This window comes from Sulfurospirillum arsenophilum NBRC 109478, from assembly GCF_000813345.1.
Taxonomy (GTDB): domain Bacteria; phylum Campylobacterota; class Campylobacteria; order Campylobacterales; family Sulfurospirillaceae; genus Sulfurospirillum; species Sulfurospirillum arsenophilum.
Map to the genome: position 1 here is coordinate 713,899 of NZ_BBQF01000001.1, position 13,047 is coordinate 726,945.

The window sequence follows — 13,047 nt, forward strand, 5'->3', positions numbered from 1 at the left end:
TTAGTATCATTTAATAGTTCATAAATTGTAACATATTGGTGTTAATAATATCTAAATGGCAGTATGTGAATCAAAGCTTTAATAAATTTTAAATCTAACAAAACTTATAATCGAGCCAAAGATGACTTTAAGGATACACGAATGCAAACCATAGGTGATGAGATTTTGCTTGATGACACCTCTATATTGGTTTCCGAAACGGACGCAAAAGGCATCATCGTTTATGCCGATGAAACGTTTGTCAAATACTCTGGCTATAGCTTAGAAGAGCTGATCGGAAAACCCCACAATATCATTCGCCATCCTGATATGCCAAAAGCTGCCTTTAAAGAGCTTTGGACGAGTGTTAAGAGCGGGAATGTTTGGCAAGGGTTTGTCAAAAACCGCATTAAAAATGGAAAATTTTATTGGGTCTATGCGACGGTTTTTCCTTTTGGTAAAGATCATTATCTCTCCGTTCGTAAAATGGCAAGTAGAGATGAGGTTGAAAAATACTCAAAACTTTATGCAACCATGCGTGCAAGTGAGGGACAAAAATGAGACAGTTAACGATTCAATTTAAAGTCACAATGTTACTGGTTGTCTCATTGGTGCTCACCGCAATGATTTCCACGTTGGTGGTAGTTTTTTTAATGAAAAATGAAGCAGCAGGACGGCTGGAAGGCATACGTGCGGTGATGACACGTGAAAAAGTCGAAGCGCTTTCGGATAAAGTTAAGATCGCGTATCACGTGACGAATTCGTTTTATGAGGCATTGCAAAATGATCCCCAAAAGAGCGACCCTGAAGTGATTAAGGCGTACCAAGAAAAAGCAAAAACGGCGATTAAGAAGCTTCGTTTTGGAGAAGATGGCTACTTTTGGATTAACGATTTTGCTCCTAAAATGATAATGCACCCCATTAAACCCGCTCTTGATGGTGCAGATTTGAGCAAGTCTAAAGACCCTGCGGGTAAATTTTTATTTAATGAATTTGTCGATGTGGTCTCAAAAAATGGCAAAGGTGTGGTGAACTATTTGTGGGAAAAACCAGGCTTTAACACACCGCAAGCCAAAATCTCTTTCGTGGAAGGTTTTAAGCCGTGGGGCTGGATCATAGGATCGGGTGTTTATGCAGATGATATCGACGCACTCGTTGCCAAAGAGAAGCAAAAATTGGATGAGGCATTGCTTGATTTGATGATTCGCAATAGCATTATTCTCTTAGTCGTGGTAACACTTTTTTCTTTTATTTCACGCTATCTTAGTCACAAACTGATTGGTCGTCGTATGGCGGATTTGAAACAGTATGTTGAAGATTTTGGTCTTTATGTCACCAACAAAAAAAATCTCATTGATGAGCGTTTGAATGACCATGAAAACGATGAAATAGGCTCAACCGTCAGTGTCATCGATAAAACGTTTAAAGACTTTGAAAAACTACGCTTGGATGATATTCGCGTGGTGGGAGAAGTGTTGATTATCTGTTCTAAAATGTCCAATGGGTATATGAACAATAAAACATCGTACGTTTCATCCAATTTCTTGACCAATCGACTCTCGTATGAGATCGATGCAATGATCGCTAAAGTCAATGAAGTGATGCAAGCAACGCTCTCTTCACTTAAAAATTTTCAAAGCGGTGATTTTAGTAAGCCGATTGTGATCTCTACCAGCGGTGAGCTAAGAGAAATGGTTGAGGGTGTGAATGCCCTTGGTAGTTCTCTTGCCCAAATGATTCAGGAAAATGCGGAACAGAGTGCTAAGATCAATGAGAGTTCACAACAACTTGCAAACTCCGTTGCGATAATCAAAAATGAACCACTGAGCGATCTGAATCGTATTGTGAAGAAAACTACCTCTTCAATGCAAGAGATGGGTTCGATCCAACAGCATCTTGCCGATACGCTGAGTACCTTGACACACAATGCCAAAGAGGCGCATGACATCTTAAATATGATTGGTGATATTGCCGATCAGACGAATTTACTTGCACTTAATGCTGCCATAGAAGCGGCGCGTGCAGGTGATCATGGGCGTGGTTTTGCTGTTGTCGCAGATAACATTCGTGAACTGGCCGATAAAACCAACCACTCATTGAGTCAAATTCAAGCGACGATTGGTGTTATTGTGAACGGGATCGTTGATAGTTCTGCAAAAATGAGCCATAATGCTAAAGAGATGAATACTCTCACCAGCGATGTTGAGGAGATTCAAGAAAAGACAGGAGATATCCTTTCTATCATGAGTAAACTTGGCTAAATAACATTACATGTAAAGATGAATTTCTTTACATGTAACCCCTTTTTACCTTTAGTTCCCCCTTCATTTTTTGTCACACTTCCCGATATAGGTGTGGGGCAAATAAAATGAAGGAGATGGACATGAGTACCATCAACACATCTTACACCAATCAAGTTCTGGTAGATCAAAATCAAAAAAGTACCAGTAGTGCTGTGGCATCAACTCAATCGCAAGATGAGAGTGCTACAACAACCTCTAGTAGTATACCCGTAGACAGCGTTGAAATTTCAGATGAAGCCAAAGCGTTAGCTTCGACTTCACCATCGTCAACTTCGAGTGAGGATTCAACAACGAAAGAAGACTCCAGTAGTAGCACACAAAGCGGGGGCGCCAGTGCAGCTTCAGGAGCCAGCGGTTCGTCATCATCAAGTAGTAGTACCATGATAGATGCACAGATAAAAGCATTAGAGAAGAAAATCGCTGCTCTTGAAAAAGAGATCGCAGCAGAACAAAAAACATCGACAAATGATGAAGCGAGTGAAAAAAATCTTCAGCTAAAACAAGCACTTCTCGCGACGTATCAAGCACAGCTTGCTGAACTTCAACAACAAGCGGCTGAATCAGCCTAAAAACCCTTTTTGGCTTGGGAAAAAGCTTTACATGTAAAAGTTACATGTAAAGCTTTTAAGGCATCTCTTACACCCTCTTAAGTCCTCTTTAGATACAATCGAAAAAATTATATTTAATAGAGAATTTATGAGCGAAATAACCTACACCCATTTACATTTACATACTGAATATTCACTACTTGATGGTGCCAATAAAATAGGCAAACTAGCGAAAAAACTCAAATCCCAAGGCGTAACATCGGTGGCTATCACCGACCATGGTAACATGTTTGGCGCGATTGATTTTTACAAAACCATGCGCAAAGAAGGCATCAAGCCCATCATTGGTATGGAAGCGTACATTCACAACCAAGATGACATCGGCGACAAAACCACCAAACAGCGTTTCCACCTCTGCTTGTACGCTAAAAATGAGATAGGCTATAAAAACTTAATGTACCTCTCTTCCATGAGTTATATCAAAGGCTTTTACTACTATCCACGCATTAATAAACAACTTCTTCGTGACCACTCTGAGGGCTTAGTCTGTTCGGGGGCGTGTTTGCAAGGTGAAGTCAACTGGCATCTCAACCTTAACAACAAGCGCAACGTTCAATTTGGAGCGCGTGGTTATGAGAGGGCTAAAGAGATTGCCTTAGAGTATCAAGAGATTTTTGGTGAAGATTTTTACTTAGAGATCATGCGTCATGGTATTCCCGATCAACACTTCATCGATGATGACATTTTGCGTATTTCTAAAGAGACTGGCATTAAACTCATCGCGACCAATGACACCCACTACTTAGAACAAGACAATGCCGAAGCACACGAGGCATTTATGTGTATCGCAATGAATAAAGAGTTCGATGATCCTAATCGCTTACGCCATTCCGTACACGAATTTTACGTCAAATCTCCAGCAGCCATGAGCGATCTTTTTGCGGATATTCCTGAAGCTATTTCCAATATCCAAGAGATTGTCGACAAGTGTAATTTAGAAATCAAACTGGGCGATCCAACGCCTCCAACCTTTAAGTTTATGAAAGAGTATGCCCAAAAAGAGGGATTGAGTTTTGAGAGTGATGATGACTTTTTTGCGTATCACAGTAGAGAAGGGTTAAAAAAACGTCTTGTCTATGTTGATGAGAGTAAACATGAAGAGTACAAAGCCAGACTTGAGCGCGAGATCAAAATCATCTGTGACATGAAATTCCCTGGTTATATGCTCATCGTTTGGGATTTTATCCGCGAAGCTAAAGACCGTGGTGTTCCTGTAGGGCCTGGGCGGGGTTCTGCGGCAGGTAGCTTGGTGGCCTATTCGCTTTTCATCACCGACATCGATCCGATGCCTTACAACCTTCTCTTTGAGAGGTTCTTGAATCCTGAACGTATTAGTATGCCCGATATCGATATTGACTTTTGTCAAAGCAGACGGGGCGAAATTATAGACTATGTGGTTGAAAAATACGGTCGTTACAACGTAGCGCAAGTCATTACTTTTGGTAAGCTTTTGGCAAAAGGAGTTATTCGTGACGTGGCACGTGTTCTTGCCATTCCTTACGCCGAAGCCGATGCGATGGCAAAACTTATTCCTGATGAACTGGGCATAACGCTCAATGGCATTGGTGTAGAAGGAGAAGAGGGTTACAAAGGTGGAGCTTTTCAAAAAGAGCCAAAACTTCGTGAACTCATCGAAAGCAGTCCAAAAATGCAGCGTGTGTGGAAGTTTGCCTTAGCGCTTGAAGGACTAAACCGAAACTCTGGTATGCATGCCGCGGGTGTCGTTATCAGCGATGAAGAGTTGTGGCATAAAACACCACTCTATCAACCTTCAGGTGAAGATCATCTCGTCACACAGTATTCACTAAACTATCTTGAAGATGTGGACTTAATCAAGTTCGACTTCTTGGGTCTTAAGACTCTTACGGTGATTGATAATGCACTTAAACTCATCAAGTCTCGCTACAGTAAAGAGATCAACTTTAACACGTTAGATATGAATGATCCTAAAGTGTATGAATTGATTCAAAGTGGTGATACTGTAGGCCTTTTCCAGATAGAATCCAGCGGTATGCAGTCTTTGAATGAAAGGCTCAAACCTACCAGCTTTGAAGATCTTATTGCGGTTTTGGCGTTGTACCGTCCAGGTCCGATGGAATCAGGCATGTTGGATGACTTTATTGACCGAAAAAATGGCAGAAAAGAGATCAGCTACTTCTTTGATGAATTTACTGAGCCTCTTCGCCCGATCTTAGAGCCAACCTATGGGGTTATCGTTTACCAAGAACAGGTTATGCAGATTGTTCAGTCCATCGGTGGTTTTAGCCTCGGTGAAGCGGATCTTATTCGTCGTGCGATGGGTAAGAAAAAGATCGATTATATGAAACAAAAAGCCGAAGAGTTTGCGCAGGGTGCAGTCAATCAAGGATTGGATCGTGCACATGCCATCGAGCTGTTTGGTTTAATTGAAAAATTTGCGGGATACGGTTTTAACAAATCGCACTCCGCGGCATATGCGATGATTACCTTCCAGACAGCGTATTTGAAGTGTTATTATCCGCAAGAGTTTATGGCAGCGTTACTGACCAGCGAGCAGGACAATACCGATAAAATCGTTAAGTACATCGATGAGGTTAAACGCATTGGACTTAAACTTTTACCACCAAGTATTCAGCACAGTTTGATCGAATTTAGCGCGATCACTGACAGTAATGGTGAAGAGGCGATTCTCTTTGGTATGGGTGCGATCAAAGGTGTGGGTAATGCTGCGATTAGTAAAATCTTAGAAGCCAGAGCAGATGCGCCATTTGCGGATATGAGCGATTTTATCTCTCGCATCGATAGCTCGAAAGTCAACAAAAAAGTATTGGAGTCTTTCATCAAATCAGGCAGTTTTGATGACTTTGGCTACTCAAGACGTGCGCTTTTAGAGAATATTGATGGCATCATTGATGCGAGTGCTGAGTGCAGTCGTGCGAAAAAGATGGCAGAATACTCACTCTTTGGGGATGCCGAAGAGATGACAACGGTGCAAGTGAACATCGAAAATATTCCAGAGTTTGATAATAAGCGTATCCTCGAACTTGAAAAAGAGACCATCGGTTTTTACATTTCGGGACATCCTTTGGATGCCTTTAGAGCTGAAATTGATGAAATGAACTATACGCTTTCCAGCGAACGCGATCAGATTGAAGATGGTTCAAAAGCTCTTTTTATCGGCAAAGTTGAGAGCATTACCGAGAAGATCAGCAAAAAAGGCAATAAATTTGGCATCATCTCTTTGATGGATTTTCATGGCTCTATGGAGTTAACCGTATTTGAAAAGCAACTCGAAGCGCTCTCTCGTATGGACAGTGAAAAACCACTCTGTTTTAAAGTCGAAGTGACCAATGATGGGCAAAATGCAAAGATACGCGTTATGAAAATCATGGAACTCAGTGATGCTAAAAAAGAGAAGATCGAGACCAAAGTTATTGAAGTGCCACTTGATCCTAAAGTGCTTCTTATTGATCTGAGTGATGACACCACAAAACTCGATCTTTTATACCAGTTGGTGCGTCAGAGTACGGGGCGCAGACCTTTGCATCTTATCATTACGTCTAAGTTACAAGATGTGGTGATCGAAACAGGCTTTGGTGTTGATGATAGTATTGATGAGAAAATCGCAGAATTGGCATATGTAAAGGTTGTATAAACCTTTACATGTAAAACTATTTTGGGATTCTAATTTCAAAGCCTTTAGGCTCTTCGAGCAGATTGATCTTGCCATTATGGGCTTGAATGATTTGCAAAGAGAGAGCCAACCCTAAACCATTGCCTTTGGTTTTGGTCGTTTTAAACGGCTCAAAGAGGATGTTTTTATTCTCAATGGGCTTGCCATCATCCTTTACATGTAAAAGGACAAACTCGTCATCTTCCACAAAAGCGATACTGACATTTCCGATCTCTTTCTCGCACTCTTCAATCGCATCAATCGCGTTAAAAATAAAGTTTTGAAGCACCAAATTCAGCAGCTCAAAATCAGCTTTGATCTCGACATGCGGTAGATCAAAATGAAACGCCACATCTTTGGTGTAGGAATAGTGTGAAATGGCTTGTTCGCACTCTTTGATCAATCGATCAATATAAAAATAACTTGGATTGATCTGCACACTTTTGGTAAAAAGAAGGGTTGCTTTAATAATGCGTTCCACCCGCCAAATCGCTTTTTTGATCTCTGTAACGAGAGGTTTAACACTTGGGTCAACCTTTTTGAGTAGCGTCGAAGCTAAAAGTGAAACAGAGCCGATAGGATTGCGAATTTCATGAGAGAGGTGAGCTGCGACTTGTCCCATGGAAACAAGGCGTTCTTGACGCTTTCCTTCGGTAATATCCGTAGCGGTAATAATTTTTTTATCACTTTTTGTCACGCTTTTAACAAGGTACGATCTTCCTTCAAAGTCAAGTTCACTTGCTTCATCAAGCGACAAACCTTCCAAAATAGCACCCATTTTTTTGGCTTCGCTGTTTTGCAAAAAGATAGCGCCATCTTCATCAAAAACCCACAATGCATTTGGCTGTACTTCGATGATTTGACGAATAAAATCTTGCAGAGAGGTATACGATTCATTCAGTTTTTTGTATTCATCTTCAATGACATAGGTTTGGTTGATAAGATCTTCTAGCCCTTGTTTAAAGAGCTCTTTTTCTTTCGCACTGAGGCTGTTGAGTAACGTTTCATCAATCATATTTGATTCCTATCATCGCTTTAAAGGTTTATAAAGGGTATAATACCCGAAAATTTTTGGATAAAGTCGTGCAAGCAATACGCAAAAATATTATTAAAGATAAAAATCTTCTCTATTTCGACTATACTGCGTCAGGTCAAGCGTATAAACCGATTGAAAAACAGATGCAAGCTATACTTAAAACCTATGCTAATACCCATTCTGAAGTCGCTTCCAATGCCGTTAAAACAAGCAAATATTATGCCAAAGCACGCAGTGATCTTAAAGTTGCCCTTGAAATTGATGAGAGTTTTTACGTTTTTCCTTGTGGAACCGGAGCTACTGGTGCGATTAAAAAATTTCAAGAACTCATGGGAATTTACATTCCGCCTCGCACGTTAAAACGCTTTACATGTAAACCCGAAAATCTTCCTGTTGTCTTTGTAGGACCTTATGAGCATCACTCCAATGAGCTGAGTTTTCGTGAGGGTTTGTGCGAAGTCATCCGTGTACCATTAGATAAAGATGAAAAGATCGATATGGCGTTTTTGCAGACGCATCTTGAGGAAAATAAAGAGCGTGAAATCATCGCCTCTTTTTCAGTAGCGTCGAATGTTACAGGTATTGTGAGTGATTATAAGAGCATTTATACGCTTATCAAACGTTACAACGGTATTTTATGCCTTGATGCCGCAGCAGCGTCGGCTTACATTAACATCGACTGTAATTATTATGATGCACTGTTTCTCTCTCCGCATAAGCTATTGGGTGGGGTTGGGTCATGTGGTATTTTAGTCATGAAAAAAGCGCTGTGTACTGAAAAAACACCGACGTTTGCAGGGGGCGGAACGGTAGGGTATGTCTCTCGCACTTCGCACAATTTTTTAAGCGACATCGAACTCATCGAAGATGCAGGAACTCCTGCTATTTTGCAGTTTATCAAGGCTTCATTAGCGTATAATCTTCGTAATGAAATCGGCTTAGAAAAAATTCATGCACTTGAAGAGGAGTTGAAGTTCTATTTTGGCTCACGCATACGCTTAATTGAAGGTGTTAAACTTTACTGCAAATATTCACAAGATAAATTGCCTATCTTTTCACTGAATTTTGAAGGGATTAACCCTTATACTATTTCTCAGTATCTCTCCGATCATTTTGGAATTCAAACCAGAGCAGGATGCAGTTGTGCAGGACCGTATGGTCATGACCTGCTTCATCTTGAAGATGGTCAAAGCTTTGATGAAAAGCCAGGCTGGCTTCGCATCACTATTCATTATACTCATACGAAAAAAGAGATTGACGCTCTCTTGAAAGCGATTCAAAAAGCGGTTCATGCATTAAAAAAATCGTGTCTTTAAAATGCTTTACATGTAAGGATTTAAGAGGCTAAGCGCTCTTTTAAACCTTACATACTTCTTTTACTTTTTTTTCATTTTTGTTACTTTTAGTAAAATTTAATATTGTTAGCACTAGAATAACAGCTTGCGCATTTAAAAATAGAGCAAAAAAAAACGTTTTTTCACAAAGAAGAGGATACCTATATATGACGTTAAAAGAACGTATTAAAAATGAGATGATGGTTATTAAAGCACTTGGTGTTGTTTATGGAGATATTGGAACCAGTCCTATCTATACCTTGGCAGTTATCTTCTTAATTATTCCGCCAACCATTGTTAGTATTTATGGCATTTTATCGTTTGTATTTTGGGCGTTAACGATTCTTGTAACGATCCAATATGCTTGGTTAGCGACCAGTTTGAGTGAAAAAGGTGAGGGTGGTACGGTTGTGCTCATCCAGATGTTAACACCACATCTCAAAAGTGCCAAGATGGTTACGATGGTATCGATCTTAGGGTTTTTAGGTCTTTCTTTAATGATTGGCGATGGTGTTATTACCCCTGCCATTAGTATTCTCAGTGCGGTGGAAGGTATTCTTTTGATCCCTGCGTACGCAGAACTTCCTCAAATAGCACTTTTAGTACTTGCCGCACTCATAGCCTTTGCTCTTTTTGTGGTTCAGAAAAAAGGAGTTGAAAAGGTTGCCGCCGCATTTGGACCTATCATGGTTATCTGGTTTTTCTGTTTAGGTGGCGTCGGTTTGTGGTATGTGAGTCAAGATGTTTCTATTTTTAAAGCTATAAGTCCTATGTATGCGATTAATTTTGCACTGGATCATCCTGCTATTACGTTTATTATTCTCGCGGACATTATCCTTGCAACGACAGGTGGTGAGGCATTGTATGCGGATATGGGACATTTAGGACGTTTGCCTATTCTGAAAGGGTGGATCTTTGCATTTGGAGCCTTGATCTTAAGTTACTATGGACAAGGTGCTTTTTTATTGACCCATCCCGAATCCGTTGGTAGTCCTTTGTTTGAAATGATGCATGAGTTTGCACCCACTTTTTATATTCCTTTTCTTATCTTAACGATTATAGCAACCGTCATTGCTTCTCAGGCAATGATTAGCGGTATTTTTTCCGTGCTTTATCAAGCGATGACGACACGTATTTTCCCTCATTTTCGTGTCGAGTACACGTCACACGAGTTACGCTCACAAATCTATGTAGGATCCATCAACTGGTTCTTATTTGTCTGTGTCATCATTATGCTCTTTGTCTTTAAAGAGTCTGCCAAATTAGCAGCAGCGTATGGTTTAGCCGTTGCGGGTGCCATGTCGATCACAGGTGCTTTAATGACGATGATCTTTGCGTATCGCAAAGAGTGGATTAAAATGACTTTTGCAGCTTTATCGGGAAGCGTGAGTTTTATTTTCTTCTCATCATGTTTATTGAAAATTCCTCATGGCGGCTTTTGGTCTCTTCTAATTGCAGCCGTTCCACTCGCTTTTATCGTTCTTTATACGCAAGGGCAAGAACGTCTTTACTCTTCCTTTCATTCTGTCGATAAAGAAAATTTTCTACAAGCGTACAATAGTTATTATGCCAAAGAGTCTCACATCGATGGAACAGCACTCTTTTTTGCACGTAAAGCGGAAAATATACCAGCGTATATTCCTAAAACAATGTTTCAAAATGGCATTTTGTATAAGCAAAATGTGATTGTAAAAGTAAAGCCTACCAATGAACCTTTAGGCATTCGTACAGAGTTCAAATCCTTGGCAGATGGGTTAGATCTTTTAGTCATTCATGTGGGCTACATGGAAGTCTTTAATATGGAAGAGATTCTTAAAAAAGAAGATATTCACGAGCGAACCATTTTCTATGGTGATGAAGAAATTGTCTCGAAACATTTTGCATGGAAACTCTACGCATTAGTTAAAGATATGTCACCAAGTTTCGTAAGCTTCTACAATTTCCCACAAGAAAAACTCATTGGCGTTTCACGTCGCATTGAAATCTAAATGACACCAGAGCGCTAGGAAAGGCAAGAAACTTCCTAGTGCTTCCGTCCCTTCCTTCGTTTTACATCTCTTATACACAATGACTGTTGTGCTTTAGACGTAAGAAGATTCTAAAGACACATTATTATATTAAGGTTATGAAGTTTGATATTTGTATGCCATATTTAAGATAAAAAAATTAAATGGGAAGAGATAAAGCAGAAGCGTACATGACGGTAGAAAACCCCCGAAGGGGGAAGAGGAGTCGAAAGATTACTTTCGGCTACCTGATTCGCTGTATTGTTTCATACTCTCAAAATAAGTGTCACGAAGAACGTTAACGTATGCAGAAGCTCTTTTGGTATCGGTCAAAGTAATCAGTGCTTCATTGCCAAATTTATCGCTTACTTTTGAGAGGTCATAAGCGAGTTTTGATTTATCATTAAGTTTAGTAAGTGCTTTGTAAAATGCTTCATCAATCTCTTTGTTTTTGAGTTTGTCATTTTGGTAAAGATAGAGCGCTACACGGTAAACTTCATCTTTATCGGTGCTATAAACTTCGACATATTCGATAGCATTATCTAGGAGCTTAATATTGAAATAATTTTGATCCTTAGTGACACAGGAAAACTCTGTACATTTGAAACCATTGGCTTCTAAATAGACTTTATCTTTACCAATAAGATCATCTAAAAAACCTGCGAAGAGAGAAAGCTGGGAAACGAGTGCTAGAAAAAGAATTCCTTTTTTCATAACATTTACCTTTGTGTATCAAATTAAACGAATTCAAAACTTAAGAAGCAAGTGGTGGGTCCTGAGTGGCTCGAACACTCGACCACCCCGTTATGAGCGGGGTGCTCTAACCAACTGAGCTAAGGACCCATTTTAAAGAGTGAAATTTTACCTTTTTTATTGTTAAAAGAATATAAAAAACAGATGAAAAAAGAACGTTAAATAGGGCGCTAGAGCGAATATTTAATCGAGCGATAGGTTGGATCAAACCTGAATGCCAAGAGATTTTCCAAGATGCCAAAAAGAGCAAAAAAGGTGATAAAACTACTGCCTCCGTAACTGTAAAAAGGCAGTGGAACACCTACAACAGGAGCAAGCCCTATGGTCATGGCAATATTAATGCTCATATAAAAGAAAATGAGCAATGAGATACCACTGGTAATCACCTTAGCAAAGTAGTCATCTTTAAGCAGAAAATTAAGACTTAAGAGGTGTGTTACTAAGAAGGCATAGCATAAAATAAGTCCCAACGCACCCCAAAAACCAAGGCGTTCTACAGTATATGCAAAGATAAAATCGCTGGTAGCAATGGGTAGGAACTTATAGTGTGTTTGTGTCGCTTCACTACGCTCTTTACCTGTGAGTCCGCCTGAGCCAATAGCGATAATAGATTGTTGGACGTGATAACTAGGTTTCTCAGACATAAAATCTGAAATACGTTTTTTTTGATAATCATGTAAGCTATTGTACATGACGGGGCTACTAATACCAATAACAAGCGCGAGCGTTAACCATATTTTTTTATTGACACCAATGACAAAAAGTGTGCTGTACCCTAGTAAAAGAAGGATCATCGCCGTTCCAAGATCTGGCTCTTTGGCAATTAACACAAAAGGAAGCAAGATATAGAAACTCAGTTTAAAAAACGATTTCCATCCATAGCCATTTTCATCAGGGGGATTGTGTTTGATCAGATAGGCAAGCATTAAAATAAAAGCAGGTTTGAAAATTTCAGAGGGCTGAATGGTAAAATGCACAAAAGGAATTTCTAGCCATCTGCGTGCGCCCAGTTTTGCAATACCAAAAAAATCAACACTGACGAGCAAGATGATGGTTACCCAGTAAAAAAAAGGGATGACCCACTCTATTTTTTTGATAGGGATAAGAAAAAACAGAAGAAATGTGGCAAAGCCAACGGTATAGTAAACGATCTGCTTATTGGCAAGCATGACGTTGGCTTCAGAGATAAGAAAATAAGAGAGAACGATAATAGGCAGAATAAGTATAGGAATTAAAAAATCAAAATGTGTTAATATGCGCCTATCAATTTGAAACACAACACTTCCTTGGTTATTGATAAAATTAGATTTTTTGCAGTTTCACAAGAAGTATCTGCCTTGAATAAAGCAATCTTGCGCAGACTCTTAGGTCTTAGA

General features: G+C 39.7%; 9 protein-coding genes and 1 tRNA gene. 6 read left to right on the top strand and 4 right to left on the bottom strand.

Annotation, left to right across the window (positions count from 1 at the left end; translation table 11 throughout):
* Window positions 1–141: 141 nt before the first annotated feature.
* The 4 genes from SAR02S_RS03595 to dnaE all read left to right on the top strand — a co-directional run bounded on the left by SAR02S_RS03595 (window position 142) and on the right by dnaE (window position 6,524).
* Window positions 142–540 (top strand): PAS domain-containing protein, encoded by a 399-nt coding sequence (locus tag SAR02S_RS03595; protein ID WP_041956949.1) that lies wholly within the window; start codon window positions 142–144, stop codon window positions 538–540.
* Window positions 537–2,240 carry a cache domain-containing protein gene (locus SAR02S_RS03600; protein WP_041956951.1) on the top strand — a complete coding sequence of 568 codons (1,704 nt, stop codon included), beginning with the start codon at window positions 537–539 and terminating at the stop codon, window positions 2,238–2,240. The genes SAR02S_RS03595 and SAR02S_RS03600 overlap by 4 nt, the downstream gene beginning before the upstream one ends.
* Window positions 2,241–2,362: 122 nt before the next feature.
* Complete coding sequence (locus SAR02S_RS03605) at window positions 2,363–2,851, top strand: hypothetical protein (protein WP_041956953.1); 489 nt, start codon at window positions 2,363–2,365, stop codon at window positions 2,849–2,851.
* Between the two features lie 127 nt (window positions 2,852–2,978).
* Window positions 2,979–6,524, top strand: coding sequence for a DNA polymerase III subunit alpha (dnaE, locus tag SAR02S_RS03610; protein WP_041956956.1), 3,546 nt, complete (start codon window positions 2,979–2,981; stop codon window positions 6,522–6,524).
* Window positions 6,525–6,540: 16 nt separating this feature from the next.
* Here dnaE and SAR02S_RS03615 read toward each other — a convergent pair whose 3' ends face one another.
* Window positions 6,541–7,557, bottom strand: a complete 1,017-nt coding sequence (locus SAR02S_RS03615) for a sensor histidine kinase (protein WP_041956958.1) — start codon at window positions 7,555–7,557, stop codon at window positions 6,541–6,543.
* 68 nt (window positions 7,558–7,625) lie between these two features.
* Between SAR02S_RS03615 and SAR02S_RS03620 the strand changes: the two genes are divergently transcribed.
* Together SAR02S_RS03620 and SAR02S_RS03625 are read left to right on the top strand one after the other, a co-directional pair.
* Window positions 7,626–8,894 carry an aminotransferase class V-fold PLP-dependent enzyme gene (locus tag SAR02S_RS03620; RefSeq protein ID WP_041957296.1) on the top strand — a complete coding sequence of 423 codons (1,269 nt, stop codon included), beginning with the start codon at window positions 7,626–7,628 and terminating at the stop codon, window positions 8,892–8,894.
* A 185-nt stretch (window positions 8,895–9,079) separates the two neighbouring features.
* Window positions 9,080–10,900 (top strand): KUP/HAK/KT family potassium transporter, encoded by a 1,821-nt coding sequence (locus tag SAR02S_RS03625; RefSeq protein ID WP_041956960.1) that lies wholly within the window; start codon window positions 9,080–9,082, stop codon window positions 10,898–10,900.
* 252 nt (window positions 10,901–11,152) lie between these two features.
* Here SAR02S_RS03625 and SAR02S_RS03630 read toward each other — a convergent pair whose 3' ends face one another.
* The 3 genes from SAR02S_RS03630 to SAR02S_RS03640 form a co-directional block, all read right to left on the bottom strand.
* On the bottom strand, window positions 11,153–11,632 hold the full coding sequence (locus SAR02S_RS03630) for a hypothetical protein (RefSeq protein ID WP_041956962.1): 480 nt from the start codon (window positions 11,630–11,632) through the stop codon (window positions 11,153–11,155).
* A 52-nt stretch (window positions 11,633–11,684) separates the two neighbouring features.
* A tRNA-Ile gene (locus tag SAR02S_RS03635) sits at window positions 11,685–11,761 on the bottom strand.
* An 80-nt stretch (window positions 11,762–11,841) separates the two neighbouring features.
* Complete coding sequence (locus tag SAR02S_RS03640) at window positions 11,842–12,948, bottom strand: FtsW/RodA/SpoVE family cell cycle protein (protein ID WP_041956964.1); 1,107 nt, start codon at window positions 12,946–12,948, stop codon at window positions 11,842–11,844.
* Between the last annotated feature and the right edge of the window lie 99 nt (window positions 12,949–13,047).

What these genes read in the sequence shown, in the direction of transcription:
- SAR02S_RS03595 (WP_041956949.1), top strand. Translation starts at nt 142, where the DNA reads ATGCAAACCATAGGTGATGAGATTTTGCTTGATGACACCTCTATATTG.
- SAR02S_RS03600 (WP_041956951.1), top strand. Translation starts at nt 537, where the DNA reads ATGAGACAGTTAACGATTCAATTTAAAGTCACAATGTTACTGGTTGTC.
- SAR02S_RS03605 (WP_041956953.1), top strand. Translation starts at nt 2,363, where the DNA reads ATGAGTACCATCAACACATCTTACACCAATCAAGTTCTGGTAGATCAA.
- dnaE (WP_041956956.1), top strand. Translation starts at nt 2,979, where the DNA reads ATGAGCGAAATAACCTACACCCATTTACATTTACATACTGAATATTCA.
- SAR02S_RS03615 (WP_041956958.1), bottom strand. Translation starts at nt 7,557, where the DNA reads ATGATTGATGAAACGTTACTCAACAGCCTCAGTGCGAAAGAAAAAGAG.
- SAR02S_RS03625 (WP_041956960.1), top strand. Translation starts at nt 9,080, where the DNA reads ATGACGTTAAAAGAACGTATTAAAAATGAGATGATGGTTATTAAAGCA.
- SAR02S_RS03630 (WP_041956962.1), bottom strand. Translation starts at nt 11,632, where the DNA reads ATGAAAAAAGGAATTCTTTTTCTAGCACTCGTTTCCCAGCTTTCTCTC.